This window comes from Kribbella albertanoniae (assembly GCF_004348455.1).
Taxonomy (GTDB): domain Bacteria; phylum Actinomycetota; class Actinomycetes; order Propionibacteriales; family Kribbellaceae; genus Kribbella; species Kribbella albertanoniae.
Genome location: NZ_SMKA01000042.1, coordinates 1 through 24,339 on the forward strand (window position 1 = coordinate 1; position 24,339 = coordinate 24,339).

Here is a 24,339-nt window from a genome sequence, read left to right on the forward strand (position 1 = left end):
GGTGGGCGGCGGTCCAGGAGGTTCAGCAGGCCGAACTCGTTGCGTAGGCCCAGTACGACGACGGCGTCCGGTGCTGTGAGTGCGTGCAGCGCAGCCAGGCGCTCGGTCCAGTTCAGGTGCTCGCTGTCGTAGCCGAGGACGCGGTCCAAGCCGTCTGCCGCGATCACTACCTCAAAAGGCGCCACACCGTCAGTCGCTACCTCGAACAGAGTGGGCTGGGCAGCAGCGACAGTCCGCAGACCGTCCAGCGCACCGGCGACCACATGCAGGCAAGGGCCGAACGTTTCGGTCAGTTGCTCAGCGTCGGAGACGGAGCGGACCAGAATGGTGACGTCGGCCGAGTGGGCGAGCACGGACTCGATCAGCAGTGGAGAGTGCGGCCCGAGAATCAGCGTCCGGCGGTTGGCCGGGATCACGTCGGTCAGGAGCGCAGCGAGCACCGGCTGACGCGTCGTGTGATCGGTCCAGGGCTGCATCTCACCACGGACCACCAGAACCTCAGACACGCTCTCTCCAATCGAACAGCATCCGCAGTTCCGCGGCCGGCATCATCCAGTCCTTGCCGAGCTCCAGGTCGGTGGTCGCTCGGGCCGCCTCCAGGTCGATCGACGTACCGAGCATCTCCGGCCACAGTCGCTCGATCCGGCTCTGCCCACCGAACAGTGGGTTCTCACCGTCCATCTCCATCGGGTCGCCGTACACGGCTGGTTCGCAGCCGGCGGCGACGCCGTAGAAGATGGCGGTGGAGAGCCGGTTGGCCGCAACGCGCTTGTGTTTGCGCAGCTCGGCCAGCTGCTTGTAGAGGAACTGCTTGTCGGTGCCCTCGTAGGAGAACCCACGCCGCCCGAACGACACCACCCGGAAGCCGGCGTCCTCGTAGTACTGGCGTACTTCGGGCCGCTCGTACTCCGTGTAGTACAGGCTGAACGTCACCGGACCGGGCTCGGTCTCGCGGATCTCGTCGATCAGCCGCTGGTGGTCGCCGTGGATCTTGCCGCCCTCCCAGCCATGGAAGAGGAACCACAGCGTGCCCTCACGCTCGACCTCAACAGGAGGAGGCACCAGGTCGAGCAGGTACAGGAACGGCGCACCAATGCTGTGGTAGTTCCGCCGGCCGAGCGCATGGCCGCGCCGCCGCGGCGCATCGCTCCAGGTGAACCGCCACGCGCCGTCGTAGAACTCGTGCACCGGATTCCAGCCACAGCCGATGTTCCAGCCGTGCTGCAGGTATCCACGCAGCCGCGGCGGCTGGTCGTACTCCAGGCCGGCATAGCGCGCCAGGATGTGCGCCTGCCCGTAGTAGTGGTTGTGGTGATGCATCAGCGCACCTCCACGTGCAGAGTGCCCGCATGCGGCCGTACGGCGAGCGAGTGCGTGCCACTGCGGACCACCAGCGGCAGCCGGCTGCACAGGAAGGGCTCGCACTGTACGGCGTGGGCCGAGCCGTCATGTGTAACCGCGAACAGGATCCAGTCGGCCAGCGAGGCAGTCGGGTCGACCGACACTCGTCGCTCAACCGTCGGGTCGACAACCGGGACCAGCGCGTCCAGATCGACCACGGCCGACCAGCCGTCGTCCGAGAAACTCCGCCGCGCCGGCACTTCCACATAGTCGTCGCTGCCCGGCAGGAAGCGCCGCCAGGCGAACGACACCTCGCCCCAGTCCGGTCCTCGCGCGACCAACATGTTGCCCGCAGCAACTACAGCCGTCGCGGCGAAGCGGATCGGTGACTCGTGCAGGTTGACGTACCCGCCGGTCGAGCGGGTCATCGTGACGACCCGACCGCGCTCGGCGTGCGACATCGCGCGCTCGCCGGCCGTCCACAGCAGCAGCTTCTCCTCACCGGCCGGACCGCGAAGCCGGAAGGCGCGCGTGGTCCGCTGGCTGAACGGATCGTCCGGATTGGTCTCCGCCAGGATCGGTCCGATCGGCAGCCAGGCAGTGAAGTCGCGCCCGTCCACCTTGATCGGTACCTGCTCCTCACCACCCGACACCGGTCGGGTGACGAACAACGAGGGCTCATCGAACGACGACCGCCCGTGCAGCACGAGCGCGTCCGGCGTGTGCTCGATCGACGTCAACCGGCAGGGGTCGGACAGCCGCCGTACGGCGAAGCACCCGTCCTTGCCGGGACCGGGCTGAACCCAGCTGGTCGGGGAGATCCACGCACCGGGCGGCCAGCCCGGACTGCCCGCAGCCTGGCCGCGGAGCTTGTCCCGGCGCCGCAACCGCCCCAACTTCAGCTGTACGTCGAAATGCGCCGGACCGGCCGTGCATCGGGCCAGCAGGTCCTCATCGAGCACCACCTCGAACCCGACCCGACTGGTATCCCCGTGCAGGTCAGTGGCGTCGTACCGGCGGACCTGCAGCGGATACGGCAGTCCCGCGATCACCAGGTCGATGCGCAGGCTGGACGACTCGCAGATCGCCAGATGCTTGATCTCAGCAGTGCCCTTGACGGATAGCTTGCCGTTGACCCAGCTGACCTCGCGGACGCTCGTTGCCAGCGTCAGGTCCTGCTCGGCCACCCGGTACAGCTCGGGCGACACGGCGCCGTCGTACAGGCCTGGGTAGTTGTAGACGTACTGCTTGCGCTTCCGCGGGCGCGGGAGGACGCGGGCACCGCCGCGCAGTCCGCCCTCTTCGCGGAAGATGGCGAGCCGCCGGAGCAGGTCGACGTCTCCGGCGCGCAGTGCGGCGTGCTGGATCCGGTCGTAACGGTGTGCACGCTCCAGCGCGGCCGGGTCCAGCCGACCGAGCAGACTACCGGCCAGGTCGACCAGGGCCTGCTCCTCGCCTTCCGGAACTGCACCGAACGCCATCATCAGCGTCAGCAGGTCGATCTGGGTGAAGTGTGCGTGCAGCTTGCTCCGGATCGCCGGCAGTGCGTTGTCGGCCAGGTCCATCACCAGTCCGGCCGAGGTGACCCGGTCCTGGAGGTTGCCGAGCTGGAACTTCTGCTGGGTGATCGACTCACCGGACTCCCGCTCGCGCCAGTAGTAGACCGGTGCGGCGATGGTGTCGACGGTGACGGCGTCCAGGTGCGCCTGCAGGGTGACCGGGTAGTCCTCGTACCGGATGGCGGGGAACTCGTAGCCGTGCTCGTCCCAGAAGGACCGTCGGTAGACCTTGTTCCAGACCATCCGGTCCAGGACCAGGTCGGGCACCTCGGAGACGTGGGTGGCGAACCGGTCCCGCATGAACGGCTGGCGGTGCAGCCAGGACGGCCGGACGCCGGAGCTGTTGTTGAACCGCCGCGCGTTACCGCCGGCGAAGTCGGAGCCGGTCCGGTCGAGCGCGCGGACGAGCTTCTGGAAGCCGTGCCGGGTGACCAGGTCGTCGCTGTCGACGAAGGTCAGATACTCCCCCTGCGCGTGCCGGACGCCGGTGTTCCGCGCCGGTCCGAGACCCGCGTTGTCCTGCTGCACGATCCGGAACCGCGAGTCCCGGGTGCAGAAGTCCTTCGCGATCACCGCACTGTCGTCGGGAGACCCGTCGTCGACCAGGATCGCCTCGAAATCGGTCCAGGTCTGCCGGGCGATCGAGTCCAGACAGTCGCCGATGTACTCCCCGACGTTGTAGAAGGGCACCACCACGCTCAGCCGAGGCGTCACGAGTGGCCTGCAAGGAATGTAGGTCGAACGATAGCGGTGTCCAGGTGCGTGCATCGTGATGCTTGGTCAGTGGCCTCGATGCGGAGCATCGTGGGCGCTGGGCAAGTGGCGCGAGGTGCGTGCCTGGGCGCCGATAGCGTCGAGCTACATTCCTTGCAGGCCACTGGTGGCAGTACTCCCCTCGCCCGAGGGGTGCGCCCTGGCCGCGCACCCTACGTAGCGGCAACGAGGTGGACTGTGAGGAGGTTATGCACTGGTTCGAAGCCGTAACGTGCCCAGATGCGCTGGATTCCGGTCTGGTGCGCTTGGGTGGAGACCACCAGGCGGCGCGTCGTGGCCGCATCCTCGATGGCTGACAGCAGGTGCCCGTACCGGCCGCGGCCCTGCTCAGCCGGTACGACGCCGGCCAGCTGGATCTCGGTCCAGGAGCGCTGCTCGTCGATGGAAGCCAGCGCGAGCACTCGCCGGTCCGGACCGCGCAGGATGACCGCCCCGGCCTCCCTGATCCGCCGCCGCGCCCACTCCTGCCGCCCGGCCAGTGCGACCGCCCGGTCGAACATCGGGTTCGCGCAGTAGTGGTTCCCGGAGTCACCGAAGATGTCGGCGACCACGTCATCGACCAGTACGTCGTCCGCCGCCGGCTCGAGTTTGGCCGTGAAACCGGCCAGTGGCGCCGGCCGTCGACCCTTGCCGGCCGGGAGCGACCAGTACACGACAGTGTCGGCCAGCAGCGCGTCCCGCGGCCCGTCGGACAGTGCGGCGAACCACGTGGTCTCCCGCGCCGGATACCGCAGTACGACGACATCGGCCGTCGACCGCTCGACGGCAGCAAGCACCTCGGCGAGTGGCGTCCCGGCCGAGGCAGACACCGACATGCGGTCGATCGAAACACCGAACCGCTTGGCCGCGTCCACCGATGGGCGGATGCTCAGCTCACCGGACTCGAGCGCTTCGTACCAACTCATAGGAGTTGGCAGCTTAGCGAATGAGTGCCTAGGGTGGCGCGCGTGCCGACCCTCACAGTGGGCACGTCGGCACGTCCGACCGCCCGCCCCGGTAGGCGGACCGCCGTGAACCAACTCGCAAAAGCATCAGCCGGTGCCGCTCTGGCCGTGCTGGTGATCTGGCTGATGGCCGGAGCCACTTCCGCCGACAGCGTCTTCGCCATGGTGCGTTTCTGGCTGCTCGGAATCACCCTGCCCGGTCTGGTGCTGTGGCGGCTCGGGAGTCCGTTCCGGCACAACCTGGTCGAGGACCTGGCGGCCGGCTCGCTGGTCGGTGTCTCCGCACTGCTGCTCATCTACATGGCTGTCTCACCACTCGGTCTGCAGCGGTGGGCCTGGCTGTGGGCACTCCCGGTCGTGGTGGCAGCGTTCGCCGTACCGGGTTGGCGCCGTCGGGTGCTGAGTCGGGTCGAGCGCCCAGTGAGCCCGCTGACTGCCTGGTTGCTCGCCACCGCCTGCGCGCTACCGGTGTACGCGATCGCACGGCCGCGGAACGTCGCACCAGCGCCGTACACGGATCCGGCGTACAACAACCCGGACATGGCGTACCAGCAGGCTCTGGCGGCCAGTGCGAAGTACGACTTCCCACTGCAGGCGTCGTACGTGCACGGCGAGCAGATGGACTACCACTACTTCTTCCACCAGTTCACTGCAGCCGTGAACTGGGCTACCGGCGTCGACCTGACCGATCTGATCTACACGATCGGCTGGATCCCTCTGACGCTCGCAGCGTGCGCACTGGTCTTCGTACTGACCGACCGCTTCGCACCGGGCTCACGCTGGGCCGGTCCGCTCGCCGTCGCGGTCGCCGCGATCGGTGGCACCGTGAACGTGTACCCCGGCTTCACCCTGCCGCAGGAGAGCCTGACCGCCTACCTCTGGGGCAGTCCGACGCAGAACCTCGGTAGTGGGCTGACCGTGCTGCTGGCGATCGTGATCGTCGACATCCTGCGCGGCCGCAACAGCCGCGGTACCTGGTTGATCGGTCTGCTCGTCGCAGCGGCCGCCTCCGGCTCCAAGGCGACGATCCTGCCGCTGGTCCTCTGCGGTCTCGGGCTGGTCGTGGCCGTCCGCCTCTGCCAGCGCCGGATCGCTCGGCGTGCGGTGGTGATGGCGGTAGCGGTGACCAGCGTGATCCTGACCGCGATCGTGGTGGTCTTCGGCAACCACTCGACCGGACTGTCACTCCGGCCGTGGGTCACCTTCGCCAAGATCGGCGTCTACCCGTTCATCGCCTGGCAGCGCGAGTGGGACACCGGCGACTACGACCACAGCTCGATGTGGATCAGTGCGATCGTCACCTGCCTGGCCTGGCTGCTCGGTAGCGCCGGACTGGTCGTTCTGGCCGGTACGGCGAAGCGCTGGCTGCGTGACGCCGGGATGATCTTCCTGATCGGGATATCGGTCGCGGGCTTCTGCGGAATGGCTCTGACCGACCAGTCCGGTTCCAGCCAGATGTACTTCCACCGAACCGCCGTACCGATCATCGCCGTGCTTGCTGCGGTCGGTGCGCACATGCTGGTGTTCACTGTCCGCCGAGCCAGGTGGCTGGTGCTCGGGTCAGTCCTGGGTGGCATGGCGGCGGCTGTGGTCGCACGGCGGATCGTCCGGGCACTACCGAGTGACGCGGTGCTGTTCCGCCGCGAGGACGGCACACTGACCGGACTGGTCTTGCCATGGGTCCTGACGATCGCACTGCTCGCACTGGTCGGCGTCGCCGCTGCGCTCTGGCAGCGGACTGCTCGAGTGGCGCTGGCAGGGTTCGTGCTGGCGGCTATGGGTGCAGGTCTTTACTTACCACTGCGCGCGCTGCCCAGCATGGACAACCCGAAGCCGCTGGCAGCAGTTGCCGAGGACACGCTGTTGGGACCGTCGGCCACCCAACTGGCCGCAGCGCGGTGGCTACGCGACCACACCACCCCCGACGAATTGATTGCCACCAACGCTCATTGCGCCCGCAAGAGCGCGCTGGGCTGTGACGCCCGGCACTTCTGGATCGCCGGACTCAGCGAACGGCACGTCCTGGTCGAAGGCTGGGCCTACACGAACACCATCAACGACCAGGTCGTCAGCACTGCCCTGAACCCGAACATCCTCCCGTTCTGGGACCAGGACAAGCTCGCCGAGAACGACCGTGTCTTCGTCGCACCGACCCGCGACAACCTGCAGGAACTGCGCACCAAGTACGGCGTCCGCTGGCTGTACGCCGACCCTGCGCAGACCGCCGTGTCACCGGAGCTGGAGGCCCTGGCAACGGTCCGGTACCAGGCTCCGGATGCGGTTGTCTACGAACTCGGATGACCCTGTGTAAACGCGCCGTTTCACTCTAGGGTGTGCCCATGCGCGCACGGGCACGGCGGCGGGGGCCGCGAACGGCGGGGCCGTCCCTGACGGGATTGCTGGCAGGTGTTGCTGTCGGCATCCTCGGGATCGGGTTGTTGCTGCAGCACTCCACTTTCTTCGAGGTCGGCCGGTTCGTCCTGTTCACCTCGCTCGGCGTCGCACTGCCCGGCTTCGCGCTGTGGCGGCTGGTCGGCAACTACAGCCGCAACCTGGTCGAGGACCTGGCCGGCGGCTTCGCAGTCGGCACTGCGGGACAGATCGTGGTCTATCTGGCCGCTGCGTCGATCGGACTGCAGGCGTGGTCCTGGGTGTGGGGCCCGATCGTGCTAGTGCTCTCGTTCATCGACAGTGACGTCCGGGCGCGGGTCTGGCGCCGGGTTGCGCAACCACTCCGGCCGTTGCAGGCGTGGCTGTTCGCACTGTCGACCACCGTCGTCGTTCTGATCGTCTACCGGCGCGGTCCGGGCCAGTTCCTGCCTGCCTATACCGATCCGCTCCGCTCGTACCCCGATCTGGCGTTCCAGCAGGCCGTGGCCGCCAGCGCGAAGTACGACGTACCGGTGTCGACGCTGTGGCTTGGCGGCGAGCCGATGAAGTACCACTCCTTCTACCACCAGTCGACGGCTGCGACTGCGTGGGCGACGCGGATCGACCTGACCGACCTCATCCACTCCCTCACTTGGTTGCCGTTGTTCCTGGCCGGGTGCGGGCTGGTCTTTGCACTGACAAGCCGGTTTGCACGGACGGCCGAGACCGGCGCCACGTGGGCCGGGCCGCTGGCCGTACTGATCGCCGGACTGGGCGGTGCGATGCAGCCGCTTGCGCATGCTGGTTTCGGTGGCGTGTCCACGGCAGTGGCGGCCTACCTGAGTCCCACCCAGAACCTGGGCGTCATGATCGCTCTGGCGCTCTGTGTGGTGGCGGTCGATCTGCTGCGGGCTGAGCCACCGCGGAGTCGGTGGGTATTGCTGGTCCTGCTCGTGTTGGTTGCTTCAGGCTCGAAGTCGACCATCCTGCCGCTGGCAGGGCTGGGGTTCGCGTTCGCGTTCGTGCAGGCAGGGATGGCGCGGAAGAGCAATCGGACCGCACTGCTCGGTGGTCTGCTGTCGTTCGTCGTGTTCCTCGCTGCGGTGTTGACCATCTTCGGCGGGACCACCTGGGGCACAGAGATCAAACCGTTCAAAGTCTTCAGCCAGCTGTCGTCATCACCACTCGCGACTCTGACGAGTTGGGGGCTTGCGGTGTGTGGGATGTGGTTCCTCGGGCGGAAGTGGCGTGATGCCGGTACTGCGTTCCTGATGGGGTTTGCGGTGGCTGGACTGATCGGCACGCTGATGACCGCGCAGTCCGGGATCAGCCAGCTCTACTTCCTCCGTACGGCGTTCCCGGCGATCGCGGTGCTTGCCTGTGTCGGACTGGCCAATCTGGTGAGCCAACTGGGTGACCGGCGTGGTGTGGCGCTGGTGGGGGTCGCTGGGGCGCTCAGCCTGGCCGGGCTCGCGGTTGCGCGTTCCAAGGCCGCCGGTATGGCAGGTGTCAAAGGTCCGTGGCTGTGGACGCTGGCTGTGCTTCTGATCGTCGGAGTGGTCGTCGGGCTTGGCTGGAAGGTGTTCCGGCGACCGGGGAACGTGGGAGTCGCAATCGTGGCCGCTTCGGTGGCTGCGTGCATGATCGGCGCAGTGCTGGTGCCACTGCAGGCGTTTGTCTCGGACAGCGCGTCGAACCTGGTCTACGCCAAGGTCTCGCGTGGTGGAGCGACAGCGGCCGAGGCAGGAGCTGCACGCTGGTTGCGGCGGAACACCCAGCCAGGCGAGCTGATCGCGACCAACGCGCACTGCATCATCCAGCGCGGCAACGTGTGCGACAGCCGGCATTTCTGGCTCGCCGCCCTGTCCGAGCGACCGGTCCTGGTCGAAGGCTGGTCGTATTCGAACCAGGCGAACCGGATCGCTCTCGAGACCAACTCGAACCCGAGCCTGATCCCGTACTGGGACAGCGGCAAGCTGGCCACCAACGACACCGCGTTCAAGTCACCGTCGGCCGACGTCATCCAGCGGCTGCGCAACGCCGGGGTGCGTTACCTGTTCGCCGACCGCCGGGCCGGTGCGGTGTCACCGAAGCTCGGGGAGTTTGTCAGCATCCGGCACGCGACCCTCGATGTGACGATCTACGAGATCAAGTGAAGCAGTGCGTCGGCCACTCGGACGCGCCCCTGACCGTCGACCATTCGCCATCCCGCGGCCGCTAGTCGCGCTCGCTCGGCCGCATCGGTCAGGAGCCGCTTCAGTACGGCGGACGCGGCGGTCGGGTCGGCCCTCAGCTCTGAGAGCACTCCGACACCAGCCGCCGTACCGGTGCCGATCGCTCGCTCGTAGCCCATCACCTGGTTGTCCACGACACACACCAAGCCTGCGGTCGCGCCAAGGCACAGCAGCTCCCAGGTCGACGTACCAGACGCACTGATGGTCACGTCCGCTTCCCGCACCGCTTTGGCGAGCTGATCGGTCGGACCGATCACCTTCACCCGCTCTGACACCGCAGCGATCTGTGCGGCGAGTTCAGGCGTCGGAGCAACCACAGTGGCGTCAAAAGGTACGCCGGTCGCGACCAGTGCTCGGGTCACCGCCGGCCCAGCACCAAAAGCATCCGTCCCACCGAAGAACGCAAACACCTTCGGTACGGCGACCTCCCGCGGCGCAGGTGGTTCGGACGGGCGCAGCGCGCGGATCTCGTCCCGGATCAGCACGTAGTCGAGTCCCGCGAGCCGCACCGTCCCTGGCGGCAACACAGGCCGGTCCAACTCGGCCGCCAGGTTCTGGTCAACCAGCACGTCCGCCACAGCACCCCGGAAGTCCCCGTCGACGATCGCCAGCGTCGGCACCCCAGCAGCCCGCACCGCCGGATAGACGTCCACCGCCAGGTCATACGAGTCGAACACCACAGCGTCGTACCGGCTGAGCACCTCCACATGCTCCGCAGCAGTCCACACCGCCGGCCGCACAGCGATCCCTCGAGCCGCGATCTGTGCAGCCGCCCACGGCACCGTGTGAACGTCACAGACAAACTCCACGGTGAGCCCGCGGCGCTGCAGCTCTTCGGCAAGAGCGAGGCAGCGCATCACGTGACCGACACCCCGGGCCGGTCCCACATCACACCGCACTCCGACATGTCTCACGTACAGACCGTATCCAAGTGGATTGAAAGGGTTCTTAACCGGGCAGCTATTGTTTCGGAGCGGCAACCGCTACCGTCCGTCAGAAGGAGCCTGCTCGACGTGTCCATCCTCACCGGCTCCGACATTCTCGTCACCGGCGGCACCGGGTCGTTCGGCCGGGCGTTCGTGCAGCACGCGCTGGACCGGTTGAATCCGCGCCGGATCATCGTTTTCAGCCGCGACGAGCTGAAGCAGTGGGAGGTCCGCCAGCTGTTCGGCGACGACTCGCGGCTGCGGTTCTTCCTCGGTGACGTTCGCGACCGGGCGCGGCTACTGCGGGCGATGCACCGGGTCGACTACGTCGTGCATGCGGCTGCGCTGAAGCAGGTGGACAGCGGTGAGTACAACCCGTGGGAGTTCGTCCAGACGAACGTGATCGGCTCACAGAACGTGATCGAGGCGTCGATCGACTCCGGGGTCAAGCGGGTCGTGGCGCTGTCCACCGACAAGGCGTCCAGCCCGATCAACCTGTACGGCGCGACCAAGCTGACCGCGGACAAGCTGTTCATCAACGGCAACCACTACGCGGCGGCGTACGACACCAGGTTCGCGGTGGTGCGGTACGGGAACGTGATGGGCAGCCGCGGGTCGATCATCCCGAAGTTCCGTGCGCTGCACGCGGCCGGGCAGTCGCTGCCGATCACCGATCTGCGGTGTACGCGGTTCCTGATCACGCTGCCGCAGGCGGTCGAGTTCGTGGTCGACTCGTTCGAGCTGATGACCGGTGGCGAGCTGTACGTGCCGCGGATCCCGTCGATGAAGGTCACCGACCTGGCCGAGGCGATCGCGCCCGGAGCCAAGATGCACGACGTCGGGCTGCGGCCGGGCGAGAAGCTGCACGAGGAAATGATCAGCCCGGAGGAGGGCCGGCGGGCGCTGACGGTCGGCAACCGCTTCGTGCTGCAGCCCGACCTGGCGACCTGGGGCTACCTCGCGCCCGAGGGCGGCGTACCGGTCTCGGAGGGTTTCCACTACTCGTCGAACACCAACGACCAGTGGTATTCCATCGAGGAGATCCAGAAGATTCTCGAGGTTGACTAGTGCTCCCGTACGGACGGCAGTCGATCTCGGCCGAGGACATCGCGGCAGTGACTGCCGTGCTGCAAGGGGACTGGTTGACGACCGGGCCCGCGGTCGGTGCGTTCGAGGAGGCGGTGTCGCAGCTGTCCGGTGGGCATCGGGCAGTCAGCTGTACGTCGGGGACCGCGGCACTGCACATCGCGTACGCCGCGCTCGGAGTCGGGCCTGGTGATGAGGTGGTGACGACTCCGATGACGTTCGTCGCGACTGCGTCCTGCGCGGCTCTCCTGGGTGCTCGCGTTGTTTTCGCAGACGTGGACCCAGACACCGCGCTCATTGATCCGGCAGCGGTTGAGGCGGTGACGACTGAGCGGACCAAGGCGATCGCTGCGGTCGACTACGCCGGCCAGGCTGCGGACTATGCCGCGCTGCAGCCGCTGGCTGACGCGGTCGGTGCGCGGACGGTGGCGGACGCGGCGCACTCGATCGGCGGGAGCGCCGGTGGGCGGCCGGTCGGCGATCTCGCTGACGTGACGACGATGTCGTTCTTCCCGACCAAGAATCTGACCACCGGTGAGGGTGGCGCGGTGGTCTGCAAGGACCCGGCGGTGGGTCAGCGGGCGCACGAGTTCCACTTCATCGGGCTGGTCCGGGATCCGTCGCGGTTCGAGATGGTCGACGAGGGTCCGTGGCACCAGGAGGTGCACGAGTACGGCGTGAACTACCGGCTGACCGACCTCGGCGCGGCGCTGGGGCTCTCTCAGCTCTCAAGATTGACCGCCTTCAAACAGAGGCGGGCGGAGATCACTGCGCGCTACAACGAGGCGCTCGGCGGCGTGGACGGACTGCGTACGCCGGTGCAGCGAGCGGGGGTCGATCCCGCCTGGCACCTGTACCCGGTGCGGGTGCTGGACGGGCGCCGGCGCGAGATCTTCGAGGGAATGCGGGCCGCCGGCATCGGTGTCCAGGTGAACTACATCCCCGTCTACTGGCATCCTGTCTTTGCACGGCAGGGATATTCCCGCGGCCTGTGCCCGAACGCGGAGGCCTTCTACGCCGAGGAGCTCTCCCTCCCGCTCTACCCGGACCTCACCGACAACGACGTCGACCGGGTGATCGAGACCCTCACAGGACTGGTTGGCTAGGGGCCCTAAAGTGACTGAAGTGACCCGATCGAATCTGGTCGGTGGAGAGATGCTCAACTGGTCGGATCTCCATCCGGCCGACAGCCGTCCCGCTGTCTCCGGACCGGCTGCCAGCACCCTGCTCGCCGCCGCCCTCAGACCCGGCGACACCGTGCTGATCGCCGGCCCGCACAGCCACAGCCTGTACGCCGACGTCGCAGCGCAGGCCGAGTCGATCGACATCCTGGTCCGATCGGCACCCGATGCCGAGGAGCTCGCCGAATCGCTCACCCACGCGAAGACCCAGGTCTACTGCGGTTCGCTGGACCGGTTCTCGACGGATGAGACCTACGACCTGATCGTCGCCCTGGACGGGTTGGAGCGCTTGGTCGGCCCGGACACTGCATCACTGCCGTGGACGGAGGGCCTGAACAAACTCGTCGCCCGGCTCGCTCCCAACGGGCGGCTGTTGCTTGGCGCAACCAATAGCTTCAGCGTCAACCGAATGATCCAGCCCGACATCACGGCGGCGCTCCCCCGAGACGAAGACTGGGGACGCGCAGTGGGCGACACCGCACCGGCAGGATTGAAGGCACTCCGGGCGGAGTTCCAGAACGTACAGACTTTCGGCGTGTATCCGTCGTTGGTTGCGGCCGAGGTTTTGGTTGCTGACGACCACCAGTTGACTGCGGCAACAGCAGCGAGAGTCGTTGCTGAGTGCAACAGTGGGCCTACGTTGATGGATCCGTATCGGGTGGTGATGGATGCGGCGCGGGCCAGGCTGCTGGTGGAGTTGGCGCCCGCTTGGTATGTCGTGGCGGGGGATGTGGAGGTGCCGGTCGCGACCAACTCCGGGGAGTTGGTGGAGGAGCGGTTGCTGGCGGCCCTGCGGGTGGATGACCAGCTGGCGTTGCGGCGGGAGGTCGCGGCTTACGTCGAGTGGTTGCGGACGGCAACCGAGTCGGGTGCTGCGGATAACGTGATCGTGGACGGGACGTCGTACCGGCTGTTTGGCAAGGCGGATGGCGGGACGGTTGAGGAGTACATGGCGCGGTTTGCTCGGCGGGCGTTGGAAAGTGGCTCGCGGCAACCTTGGCCTGCTGGAGGTAGTGCCCACGACCTGACCGCGAGGCTGGCTTCGATGGTTGGGATCACGCTGGCACCAACGACCAGTCCGGAGATGATCAGGCCGCTGGGGAGTGCTGAGCAGCTCGTCACGGTTGCGCGGTTGGCGGATGAGTTGGCGCATGCGAGTGCGCGGGCGGTCCTGTTCGAGGGGACCGTGAGTGGGATCCGGCGGTCGGTGCCGTATCGGCTCGGGCACGCGATGCTGAATCCGGCGCGGGTGGTCCGGCGCCGATTGAAGCGCCTAGTGCGGAGGCGCTGATGCATCACGCGAACCACTTCTACGGGCACGCCGACGTGATGGCGACATACGCCGGTCTGCGCAAACCGCCGCGGATCTGGGGCTACCTGCAGCACGGGTGGAACATCCTGGACGGCTTCGCCCACGGCACCAACTTCGCGCCGGGGATGCCGAAGTTTGTCTGGACCGACAGCGTGAGAAGGCGCGGTCAGTCGATGGGACTGCGCAACTACTCCGTGATCGGCTCGGTCTGGCTTTACCTGCTCAAAAACCATCCGAACCTCGCGACCCCAGCCAAGAAGGCAAAGGGCACACTCTTCTACCCCTTCCACGGCTGGGAAGGCCAGAACGTGCTCGGCGACCACGGCCGGATCGTTGCCTCGATCAACGAGCACGAGACCGGCCCGGTGACCGTCTGCCTGTACTGGAACGAATACCAGCAGCCCGCCATCCGCAAGGTCTACGCCGACGCCGGCTTCCGCGTCATCACCCACGGCTACCGCGGTCTGCACTGGCGCAAGACCGACGCCGACTTCCTGCTCAAACAACTGCGCGAGCTCCGCGGCCACACCCGCGTCGCCTCCAACCGGCTCAGCTCCGCCGTCCTGTACGGCGCTTCGATCGGCCTGCAGCCCGGCGTGTACGGCGACCCGATGGTGCTGGAGAACGAGCACCCGTCGTTCGGCGGGCAGGCGCGAATCAAACGCCTCTGGCCCGAACTCGACCAGCCGTTCGTCCCGGCGGCGGTCGCCAAGGAGTTCACCGACACCGAACTGGGCGTCGACCATGTCGTCTGCCCAGCGGAGATCCGGGAGCTGTTCCGATGGAACGACTGAAGATCGGCATCGTCACCCAGGTTCGCGTGACGAGCTCGCGACTGCCGGCCAAGGTGCTGCTCACCGCCGGTGGGCAGTCCTTCCTCGAGCATCACCTGGATCGGCTGGGTCAGACCGGTCTCCCGGTGGTCGTGGCCACGACCACGAACTACCACGACGACGTCATCCTCGAGGTGGCCAAGCACGCGGGCGTTCCGGTCTACCGGGGCTCGGAGGACGACGTACTGAGCCGGTTCGCCGGTGCGGCCCGCGAGCATGAGCTGGACGGGTTGGTCCGGGTCACGTCCGACTGCCCCCTGATCGACCCGGCGATCATCTCCGCCGCCGTCGACCGCTGGCGGTCCGAGAAGGACCTCGACCTCTATATCTCGAACTGCCTGGAGCGCACCTACCCGCGTGGCATGGACTACGAGGTCTTCTCCGCGAAACGCCTGTACGACGCGGAGGCCCACGCGACTCTGCCCGCCGACCGCGAGCACGTCACCCCGTACCTGCACCAGAACCGCTCCGGCGAGATCCGGCTGCTGAACCTCCCGTGGGCCGGCGGCGGAGCGTCGTACCGGCTCTGCTTGGACACCCCGGACGACTGGAAGTTGCTCGACGCCCTCTTCGAGGAACACGACGCGACCAGCCTGAACTGTGCCGAACTGGTCGAGATTCTGGACACCCACCCCGAGCTGGCCACGCTCAACGCCCACATCGAGCAGAAGAAGCTCGGCGAGTAGCCGCGTGCAATTGGTCGGCTACGGCATGATTTACCGTGATGAGCACCGATGATCCAGCACCCGGCCCCTCCGACGCGGCACGCGCCACGTCGTTCGGGGCCGTCGCGGCCGCGTACGACGCGGGCCGGCCGACCTTTCCGGTCGACGCGCTGACCTGGGTCCTCGGCCCGGGACGCGGGCTGCAGGTGCTCGACCTCGGCGCCGGCACCGGGAAGCTGGCCGCGGTCGCGGCCTCACTCGGGCACGATGTGGTCGCCGTCGACCCCTCCGAGGAGATGCTGTCGGTCTGCCGGAAGCGGCCCGGGATCGACACCATGGTCGGGGCGGCCGAGTCCATCCCGCTCGCGCATGCCTCGGTGGACGCGGTCATCGTCGGGCAGGCCTTCCACTGGTTCGACCACGCGCGGGCGCTGCCGGAGATCGCTCGGATCCTGCGACCGAACGGCGTACTGGGTCTGCTCTGGAACAACGCGGACGTCGTGGTTCCGTGGGTGCGCCGGATGATGCAGGCGATCCAGGGGCCGGACAGCCACGGGACCGACAAGTTCGACCCGGTGCCGACCCTGCTGCAGTCGGACATGTTCGACGGGGTGGAAACCGCCCGGTTCCGGCACTGGCAGGATCTGGATCGACACAACCTGAAGCAGCTTGCGGAGTCGCACTCCCGGATCGCGATGCTGACCGGCTCCCGCCGCGAGACGGTGCTGGAGCAGGTCGACGCGATCTACGACGCCAGCGCGCGACCGCCCGAGCCGCTCCGGATGCCGTACTTCACCGAGTGCTACCGGACCCGGCCGAGCGACCTGGCCAACTACCGCCGGACCCTCGACGCGCCGGTCGCCCCACATCTGTAGGGCGCGGGGCTCACCTCACGCGGCATCCGGCGCTCCGTCGGGCAGCAGATCATCGGTGTCCCGGTCCGGCACCGGCAGCCGGGTCAGACGGCGGGTGGCCGGGTCGAGCAGGCTGACAAAGGTGGCGACCACGATCACCGCCGCGCTGACGATCAGGGTGACCTCGGTCCCCGCAGCGGCCGCTATCGCCGCTGCCAGCGCCAAGCCGACCGGACGCAGGACCAGAGAACCGGTGAAGTCGAAGGACGAAACCCTCGACAGCGACTCCTCCGGCACCTGCTCCTGCAGCGCCGTGTCCCACAAGGTGTCCGGGAAACTGATCGCGATCCCGGCCAGGGCACTGGCGACCACCAGCAGGATCAGGCTGGAGTCCGCGGCCAGCAGCAAGAGCACCGGGCAGGCGAGCAGCAGCACGAACCGGCCGATCAGAAGCAGTTTCGCCGGCCTTAGCCACACCGTCAGTGCGTTGCCCATGACCTGACCGACGCTCAGGCCGGCGATGATCGCTCCCCAGCGCAGCCCGCCGTCGTGCTGATCGACCAGAGCCGCGGGACCGAGCACCTGGAAGGCCGAGAACATCAGGTTGAAGACCATGAAGTAGAGGATCGACGTCCAGATCCAGCTACGGCGCGTCACCTCGTGCCAGCCTGCTCGGAGTTCCTTCCAGAACCCGACCTGCGCGGCCGCGGTCCGGACGCGTTCCGGCAGCACCAAGCGAGCCAGGAAGATCATGCTGACCACGAAGGTCAGGCCGTCGATCACCAGGGCCCACCCCGCGCCACTGGTGATCACCAGTGTGCCGGCCACCATCGGTCCGACGGTGCCAATCAGGTTACGGGTCAACGAGATCAGCCCGTTCGCTTCCTGGACCAGACCGGGCGGAGCGGTGAGCGCGACCAGGCCGACGGACGCCGGCAGGAAGAACGCGGTGGCCGCGCCACACACCAACTGGAGCAGGATCATCAACGGAACCGTGGCCTCGCCGGTCAGCAGCAGGACACCGAAGCCCACCTGCGTGATCACGCGCAGGCCGTCAGCCAGCATCATCAGCCGCTGCCTCGGCACCCGGTCGGCCCAGACCCCGCCGATCAGCATGAAGACGACCTGCGACACCGAATAGGCGGTCAGGACATAGCCGAGGTCGGCCACGGAACCGGTGGCCTCGAGCACACCGAAGGTGAGCGCCACCGGCGTGATCGCGCTGCCGATCATGGAGGTCGAGCTGGCCAGATACTGGTTCCTGAACGGCGCATGCCGCAGCAGCCTCAGGGAGGAGTCCCAGTGCACCCGCATTCAGTGATCACCTTCTCGTGTGAGCATTTCGGCAGCGTTGAGCCAGACATCTCCGGCCGGAGTGGCGAACGAGCAGCGCAGCGGCAGCAAGGCGGAGGACGGGATCGACGACAGCTCGGAATGCTGACCGACCTCTCCGCAGATCAGATCGAGATCGAACGAGCGGCTGTCGGCAGGTAGCCGCGATCCCGGCCGCACGAGCTGACGGCGGCCCGAGATCCCGGCCTGCCGCAGCACGTCTCGCGCGCCCTCCACCGCCAGCAGCCTCGTCGCCGTCAGCGGTGGTTGGCAGTAGAACTGGAAGTACACCCGCTCCGCGACGGTCGGCGCGACCACCACGGCCTCTCCGAGGGCGACCCGGGCCGCGAGCTCGACCATGTCCAGCGCACTCGCACGGCGGTACAACTCGTTGAGATGACCGCCGAGCCGGCCGTTGACCTCGATGATCCGTGGGCCGTCGGCCGTCAGCTTGACCTCAGTGTGGGTGATCCCGTCCCGAACCCCCAGCGCGTCCAGAGCCCGACCGACCAGGTCGACGATCTCGGCCTGCAGCTCCGGAGCGACGGTGGCGGGCACAAACTGACCGGTCTCGCGGAACGGCGGCAGCTGCGGGAGTTTCCCGGTCAGCCCGATCAGGTCGTGGCGGGCGCCCTGCGACAGGTACTCGACGGAGATGTAGTCACCGAACGGCGCGGATTCGACACCCACCAGGTATTCCTCGACCACCATCGTCGGCGCGTCGGTCCCCCCGGCCAGCAGATCCGCCAGGATCTCCTCGCCGGCTTCGCAGGAGTGCACCAGATGGGTGTCCCGGCTCCCTTCGCCGCGGATTGGCTTCACAACGAGCGGCAGACCAAGCTCGGCGACCACGCCCGGCCATTGCGATGCTGCCCCGATCGTCCGGGATCGCACCTCGTCCACCCCGTGCTTGGCCAGCAGTGCACGCTGCTCGGCCTTGTCGGTCAGCGCGGTCACCACGTCGGGGCGATGGAAGACCAGACCGAGCTCGTCGGCGAGCCTCGCCGTACCGGCCAGGGCCCGCTCGCTGAAGGTCAGGATTCCGGTCGGCGCGAAGGTCCGGAGCCGCGCGAGATCGGCCGCCTCGTCGCCGGACAGAGGCACGACCGGCCCCGCTGCCTCGAGCACAGCAACGAGCTCCGCGGCCTGGTGATCCGCCGGCAGCACGAAGGCGACGTGCTCGTGGAACGCCACCCCGACGACCAGGTCGCCCGAGGTGACCGCACCGTGGTCCACAACGACCAGCAGCGTCATGACTCCGCCTGGACCAGCTGCTGCAGGACGGTCAGGAACTCCGGGCTTGCCGTGAGCTCACGCTGCGGGACGAGAATCGTGATCGTGGCCCGGCGCTCGGCCCAGCCTGCGACGACCGGTCCGGCCAGATCAGCGCTGAGGACCAGGCGGGTGCCGGCCGCCGGTTCCGCCGGTTCCGCGGCCGACGCGGCGATCAGGTAGGACAACCAGGCGGCACAGCGGTCTCCGTACTCACCGGTCAGGATTTCTGCCTCAACCTCCGACAAGCCGTGGGCCTCGGCCATCGCGGCCAGGCCGGTCGCGAGCACGCGGCGGATCTCGACATCGGCCGCCGGGACGGAATCCGGCAGGGCGGCCGGCATCAGGTCCGGCGAACCGAACTCGTTCAGCATCTCGGCCAGTTCGGTCCGGACCTGAACGCGGTCCGGGATCGACGGTGAGACCAGGAGCTGCCGCTCGACCCGGACTCCCCGATCGAGAAGTCCCTGGACCAGAGCGATCGTGAGTGGCGCCGCGCTGCAGTACCCGATCACGTCGAGCGACCCGCCGACAACGGTGCCGGCAAGTTGTTCGGCGTACCGGTCGGCGAGCCCGGACAAGGTCAGCACCTCACCCGAGCGAGCGAGGTCCGCGACCGGATCGATCCGCACGACGCGACGCCCGGGAACGGCTCCGGCCACGGCGTCGCCGATACTCTCGCCGGCCGCGAACTGCACGAAGTCCACCACGACCACCAGCCGCTCGCCGGCGAGCCGCTGGCCTTCGAACTCGGCAACGGTTCCGTACTCAGCTGTCATCTTTACCCCACCTGTTGGGACTGCAGTTGCCGGACCAGCGCTGCCACTGACTCCAAGGTCGGCCGGGCCGCCACGGCCTGGAGGGAGACGGTCACGCCCAGACTCTCGCGCAGCCTGGCGATCATCCGGACGAGCAAGAGCGACTGACCGCCGGCGGCAAAGAAGTCGGTACGGCGGTCGATCTCGGCGACACCGAGCAGATCCCGCCAGATCGCGGCGATCGCGAGCTCGAGCCCGTCGTCGGTGCTGTCGTCACTGGTCGGCGGGACTTCGGCCGGCTGGCGCCGTACCGGTGGATCGCGCTCCACCGCCGACTGGGTCGCCGAAGCGACCGCCGCACTGTCGAGCCAGTACCGACGCCGATCGAACGGGTACGTCGGGAGCGGTATTCGACGGCCTCGCCCGTCCGGCCACAACGCGTTCCAGTCGATCGGGGCTCCGGCGCACCAGGCATCCGCGACCGCTTCGAGAGCGACTCTCTCCGCCGGCCGGTCGTCGCGCGCACCCGGGAACGCAGCGGCGACGGCCAAGGGGCGTCCTGCGGCGACCTGTTGAGCAAGTTGGGTCAAAACCCGGCCCGGCCCGACCTCGATCAGCAACGGATCGCGGTACGTCGTGAGCACCTGGTCGACAGCCTGCCGGAACCGAACGGGCCGACGCAGATGCTCTGCCCAGTGCTCCGCGCCGACCGCCCCCGGGTCCAGCTCGGAACCCGTGCGCGTCGACACCAGCGGAATCGTCAAGGAGCGATACGAGAACTCCCCGGCGACCGATCGGAACTGCGGCACCAACGGGTCCAAAGCCGCCGAGTGCATGGCCACGGGCGCCGGCAGCAACCGGAACTCGATGTGGCCAGCCTCGAGCACGGCCTGCAGTTCGGCAATCGCCTGCACCGAGCCAGCAGCGACCACGGCTCGCGGGGCGTTGTCGACCGCGATCGTGACACCGGCCGGCAGCAACCGCTGTACCTCGTCGGCAGACGCCATCACGGCCAGCATCCGCCCGCTCTCGGCCGCGGCCATCACCTTGCCCCGCCGAGCCACCAGCACGGCCGCGTCCGCCAGATCCATCGCCCCGGCGACGCACGCGGCGACGTACTCACCGAGGCTGTGACCAACGACGAAGTCCGGGCAGACACCCCACGATCGGAGCAGCATGGTCATGGCGTACTCGACGGCGAACAGTGCCGGCTGCCCCAGCTGCATACTGTTCAGCTCGGCGGTCGCGGCCGGATCGTCCTTCGATCCCTCGCAGATCAGCCAGCGCAGGTCCAGACCGAGCTCCGGCTCCAGGATCTCGGCGCATCGGTCGATCGCGGCCTGGAAGACTTCGAACTGCTCGTACAGCCCCGAAGCCATCCCCGGGTACTGCGAGCCTTGGCCGGTGAAGAGAAAACCCACCGGCCGGGTACTCCCCGATCGCACCGCAACTCGCTCGGCCAGGGCCGCGGGAAGGTCCTTCAGGTTCGACACCACGACAGCGGATCGATACTCGTGTTCCTGCCTGCCGAGCTGCAACGTCGTCGCGACGTCGGCCAGCGTGGCATCCGGTTCAGCACTCAGCCAGGTCGTCAGATTCGCGGTCAGACGGTCCACGCCGGCAACCTCGCGGGCGGACACCGGCACCACCAGGGAGCGATTGGCGGTGGCCTGCCGCGAACCCTCGGGGGGTGCTTGTTCGAGGACCAGGTGCGCATTCGTCCCACCGAGGCCGAACGAACTGACACCAGCTCGTCGAGGTCCTGCCCCTGGCCAGCCGCGGCCCTCCGAACCCACGTCGAACCCGTTCTCGGCGAGCCGCAGTTCGGGGTCCGGGGTTTCGCAGTTGATCGACGGCGGGATGAACCCGTGCCAGACCGCCAGTGCCGCCTTGATCAGGCCGGCGACACCCGCGGCCGCGTCGACGTGCCCGATATTGGGTTTCACCGAACCGATCGTGCACAGGGGTGCTCCGGCGACCGGCGGGCCGAATGCCTCGGCCAGGGCCGCGATCTCGATCGCGTCACCGACTTCCGTGCCGGTTCCATGTGTCTCGACGTACTGGATCGAGTCCGCCCGGACGCCGGCCGCCCGATGCGCGGCGCGAATCACCTCGGCCTGGCCAGTCACACTCGGCGCGGTGTACCCGACCTTTCGGCCACCGTCGTTGTTGATCGCGCTGCCCAGCACCACGGCATAGATGCGCTGCCCCGCGGCAACGGCATCACTCAACCGTCGCAACACCACGACGCCGGCGCCGTTGCCGGGAACCGTCCCGGCCGCCTGGTCCGAGAACGCCCGGCAATGCCCGTCCGGCGCCATGATGTCGTGCGGCCGGTACAGGTAGCCCGAACGTTGCGGAAGGCTGATCGAGACGCCCCCGGCGAGCATCACGTCGGCTTCACCGCGCAACAAGCTCTGGACCGCGAAGTGCACTGCGACCAGCGAGGTCGAGCAGGACGTCTGAATCGTCACGGCGGGTCCGGTCAGGCCCAGCCGATTCGCCGTCCTGGTCGCCAGATGATCCTTCTCGTTCGCGACCAGCATCGCCATCTCGCCGACATCACGCACGACGTCGGGGTGACCGAGAACATGGTTGAACAGATACATGTTCTCGCCGGAACCGGCGAAGACACCGATCCGCTCGTCGCCCGCCGACGGATTCTGACCCGCCTGTTCCAGCGCCTCGTAGGCACATTCGAGGAAGACCCGCTGCTGCGGATCGGTCAGCTCGGCCTCCCGCGGCGCGAACCCGAAGAACTCCGCGGCGAACTCCTCCACCCCGTCGACCGCGCCCCGCACCGGAACGTAGTCGGGATGGGCCAGCAGCTCCGCCGGAACCGAACCGGCCAGGTCCGCTGGGGCGAACCTGGTGGCCGACTCCCGCGCTCCAACCAGGTTCGACCAGTACTGTTCCGCGGTCCGCGCTCCGGGCAGCCGCAGGCCGAACCCGACGATCGCGACGGCCTCGGCGCGGTCCGGCGCGGTCATCGAACGCCCGCCGTGAGCAGGTGGTCGGTCAGCGCGGCGACGCTCGGGTAGCGGAAGATGTCGACGATCCGGACGCCGTGCTCCGGGAGCAGTTCGGTCAACCGGGTGTGCAACTGGGCAGCCATCAGGGAGTCACCACCAACATCGAAGAAGCCGTCCCGCCGGCCGAAGTCACTGAACCCGAGCACGTCCGTCCAGGCCTGGACGATCAGCGCCTCGACCTTCGCGCGACCCCGCGCGCCGGCCACGGCGTCCACGACCGGCCCGGTCGCCAGACCTGACTCGGCCGTCGCTGCCTCGGCCGAGCCTCGCGCGTCGTCGGCAGTGGACGGAGCGTGTGTGTCTGCCGCGGCGACCAACGCGTCGGCATCAACCTTTCCGTTGGCCGTCAAAGGGATCCGGTCCAGGACCGTCCACAGCTGCGGCAGCATGGACGGCGGCAGCACCTGAGCGAGCAGCTGGCGCAGTTCGGCGATCGGGGCATCAGCTGGATCTGCGATGACCGCACACAGAATCCGCAGATTTCCCGGCCGGCCGGCGGCCACGACCGCCACGTCGCGGATCAGCCCGGTCGCCCGCACGTGCTGCTCGATCTCCTCGAGCTCGACCCGATGTCCGCGGATCTTCACCTGGCGATCCCGGCGGCCGACGTACTGCAGCTCACCGTCGCACCAGCGGACCAGATCTCCGGTTCGGTACGCCGGCCGGTCGTCGCCAGGCAGCGGCCGGAAGGCGGCCGCGGTCTGCTCCGGCGCGCCGAGGTAGCCACGGGCCAGGCCCTGCCCGAGCAGAACCAGCTCTCCGGTCCGGCCGATCGGAAGCGGGACATCGTGCTCGTCGACGACCCGGACCGTTGTTCCCGGCACCGGCCGGCCGATCGGCACCGACGCTTCTCCGCCGGACGCGACAACGGTGTGCACGGTGCTGAACGTCGTGTTCTCGGTCGGCCCGTAGCCGTTCACCACGGTGATCCGGGGGAACCTGTGCAGCAGCCGGCGGGCATGGTCGGCCGAGACGACGTCACCTCCGGTGACGACGGCGGTGAGCGCCGCGAAACCGTCAACCGCTTCGTCGATCATGATGCGGAACAACCCCGCGGTCAGCCAGGCAACCGTGATCTCCCGGTCGAGGAGAAATCCGGAGAGCCCCGGAGGAGCGACCGGACCAGCGGGCATCGCCTCGACGGTGGCGCCGGTCAGCAGTGGCAGGAAGATCTCGAGTGTCGAGGCGTCGAACGCCAGCGGGGCGAGCCGGAGGAATCGCTGCCCGGGGCCGGACGGCAGGTAACCGGCGCCTCGCACCAGCCGGACCACTCCGCGGTGCGGAATCCGCACCGCCTTCGGAACGCCCGACGTCCCCGACGTGAAGGCGATGTACGCGATCGCCTCCGGGTTGGTGGCCGCATCGTCGGCGGGCGTGCGAGGCACCTCCGAGCCTGCGCTCCCCGGGCGGAGCGGGCGGCAACGACCGGCGCTTGCCCGCGCGACCCGCCGGGCACGATCGAAAGGCCCGAGCACGGCCACCGGTGCGGCCAGCTCGAGCATTGCCGCGAGGCGGTCGTCAGGTGCCGCCTCGTCGAGCGCGAGATAGGTCGCCCGGGCAGCCAGCACTCCCAGGACCGCGGCCAGCTCGTCACGACCGCGCGGGTGCGCGATCACCACGACGTCGCCCGGGCCGACACCGGCTGCCAGCAGACCGGCGGCCTGTTCCCGGGCGAGCCGGTCGAGCTCGTGGTAGGTCACCGTCTCGCCGGCTGCGTCCCGCACCGCGACACGCTCCGGGTAGCTCTGGACGACCTCGGTCCACAGCTGCCAGATCGACGCGTCGGAGTCGACCGAATCGCCTTCCTCCCAGACAGGTGGAGGCAGGGCCGATGATGCGGCGGACATGCGATGCTCCTCGAAGTGG

General features: G+C 68.1%; 17 protein-coding genes and 1 pseudogene. 8 read left to right on the plus strand and 10 right to left on the minus strand.

All coding sequences use genetic code 11. The annotated features are described in order from the left end of the window. From E1261_RS12695 to E1261_RS12710, 4 genes and pseudogenes are all read right to left on the minus strand, one after another. Positions 1–506, minus strand: a pseudogene (locus E1261_RS12695) (hypothetical protein); the annotation flags it as partial. Continuing rightward, entirely contained in the window at positions 499–1,320 is an 822-nt protein-coding gene (locus E1261_RS12700) for a hypothetical protein (RefSeq protein WP_132406116.1), read from the minus strand. The gene E1261_RS12700 and the pseudogene E1261_RS12695, both read right to left, overlap by 8 nt. After that, a complete protein-coding gene (locus E1261_RS12705) occupies positions 1,320–3,614 on the minus strand; it encodes a glycosyltransferase family 2 protein (protein ID WP_165952476.1) in 2,295 nt (764 codons plus the stop codon). The genes E1261_RS12700 and E1261_RS12705 overlap by 1 nt, the downstream gene beginning before the upstream one ends. Positions 3,615–3,826: 212 nt before the next feature. Continuing rightward, a complete protein-coding gene (locus E1261_RS12710; RefSeq protein WP_132406120.1) occupies positions 3,827–4,579 on the minus strand; it encodes an N-acetyltransferase in 753 nt (250 codons plus the stop codon). A gap of 105 nt (positions 4,580–4,684) precedes the next feature. On the opposite strand from E1261_RS12710, the gene E1261_RS12715 reads away from it, so the two are divergent. After that, a complete protein-coding gene (locus E1261_RS12715; protein ID WP_238176171.1) occupies positions 4,685–6,919 on the plus strand; it encodes a hypothetical protein in 2,235 nt (744 codons plus the stop codon). A gap of 38 nt (positions 6,920–6,957) precedes the next feature. After that, positions 6,958–9,144, plus strand: a complete 2,187-nt coding sequence (locus tag E1261_RS12720) for a hypothetical protein (RefSeq protein ID WP_132406122.1) — start codon at positions 6,958–6,960, stop codon at positions 9,142–9,144. On the opposite strand, the gene E1261_RS12725 is transcribed toward E1261_RS12720, so the two are convergent. Then, on the minus strand, positions 9,129–10,136 hold the full coding sequence (locus tag E1261_RS12725; RefSeq protein ID WP_238176172.1) for a PseG/SpsG family protein: 1,008 nt from the start codon (positions 10,134–10,136) through the stop codon (positions 9,129–9,131). The genes E1261_RS12720 and E1261_RS12725 overlap by 16 nt on opposite strands. Positions 10,137–10,235: 99 nt before the next feature. Here E1261_RS12725 and pseB point away from each other — a divergent pair, with 99 nt between their 5' ends. Genes pseB through E1261_RS12755 form a run of 6 tightly spaced genes read left to right on the plus strand, consistent with a single transcriptional unit; the run spans position 10,236 to position 16,100 of the window. Further along, positions 10,236–11,216, plus strand: coding sequence for a UDP-N-acetylglucosamine 4,6-dehydratase (inverting) (pseB, locus tag E1261_RS12730; protein ID WP_132406124.1), 981 nt, complete (start codon positions 10,236–10,238; stop codon positions 11,214–11,216). After that, the gene (locus E1261_RS12735; protein WP_132406126.1) at positions 11,216–12,340 is read left to right on the plus strand and encodes a DegT/DnrJ/EryC1/StrS family aminotransferase; all 1,125 of its coding nucleotides are present in this window, start codon (positions 11,216–11,218) and stop codon (positions 12,338–12,340) included. Before pseB ends, E1261_RS12735 begins: the two co-directional genes overlap by 1 nt. Positions 12,341–12,359: 19 nt before the next feature. Beyond that, positions 12,360–13,706, plus strand: coding sequence for a hypothetical protein (locus E1261_RS12740; RefSeq protein WP_238176173.1), 1,347 nt, complete (start codon positions 12,360–12,362; stop codon positions 13,704–13,706). Next, positions 13,706–14,521, plus strand: a complete 816-nt coding sequence (locus E1261_RS12745; protein WP_132406128.1) for a hypothetical protein — start codon at positions 13,706–13,708, stop codon at positions 14,519–14,521. The genes E1261_RS12740 and E1261_RS12745 overlap by 1 nt, the downstream gene beginning before the upstream one ends. Continuing rightward, positions 14,509–15,246, plus strand: a complete 738-nt coding sequence (locus E1261_RS12750) for a cytidylyltransferase domain-containing protein (RefSeq protein ID WP_238176174.1) — start codon at positions 14,509–14,511, stop codon at positions 15,244–15,246. The genes E1261_RS12745 and E1261_RS12750 overlap by 13 nt, the downstream gene beginning before the upstream one ends. Before the next feature lie 38 nt (positions 15,247–15,284). Then, the gene (locus E1261_RS12755) at positions 15,285–16,100 is read left to right on the plus strand and encodes a class I SAM-dependent methyltransferase (protein ID WP_132406130.1); all 816 of its coding nucleotides are present in this window, start codon (positions 15,285–15,287) and stop codon (positions 16,098–16,100) included. 15 nt (positions 16,101–16,115) lie between these two features. On the opposite strand, the gene E1261_RS12760 is transcribed toward E1261_RS12755, so the two are convergent. Genes E1261_RS12760 through E1261_RS12780 form a run of 5 tightly spaced genes read right to left on the minus strand, consistent with a single transcriptional unit; the run spans position 16,116 to position 24,320 of the window. Next, positions 16,116–17,393, minus strand: coding sequence for an MFS transporter (locus E1261_RS12760; protein WP_132406132.1), 1,278 nt, complete (start codon positions 17,391–17,393; stop codon positions 16,116–16,118). Further along, a complete protein-coding gene (locus tag E1261_RS12765; RefSeq protein WP_132406134.1) occupies positions 17,394–18,665 on the minus strand; it encodes an ATP-grasp domain-containing protein in 1,272 nt (423 codons plus the stop codon). It abuts the gene before it with no gap. Next, complete coding sequence (locus E1261_RS12770) at positions 18,662–19,462, minus strand: hypothetical protein (RefSeq protein WP_132406136.1); 801 nt, start codon at positions 19,460–19,462, stop codon at positions 18,662–18,664. Before E1261_RS12770 ends, E1261_RS12765 begins: the two co-directional genes overlap by 4 nt. A gap of 2 nt (positions 19,463–19,464) precedes the next feature. Continuing rightward, positions 19,465–22,431 carry a type I polyketide synthase gene (locus tag E1261_RS12775; protein WP_132406138.1) on the minus strand — a complete coding sequence of 989 codons (2,967 nt, stop codon included), beginning with the start codon at positions 22,429–22,431 and terminating at the stop codon, positions 19,465–19,467. Further along, positions 22,428–24,320, minus strand: coding sequence for an amino acid adenylation domain-containing protein (locus E1261_RS12780; protein WP_132406140.1), 1,893 nt, complete (start codon positions 24,318–24,320; stop codon positions 22,428–22,430). The genes E1261_RS12775 and E1261_RS12780 overlap by 4 nt, the downstream gene beginning before the upstream one ends. Positions 24,321–24,339 lie beyond the last annotated feature (19 nt).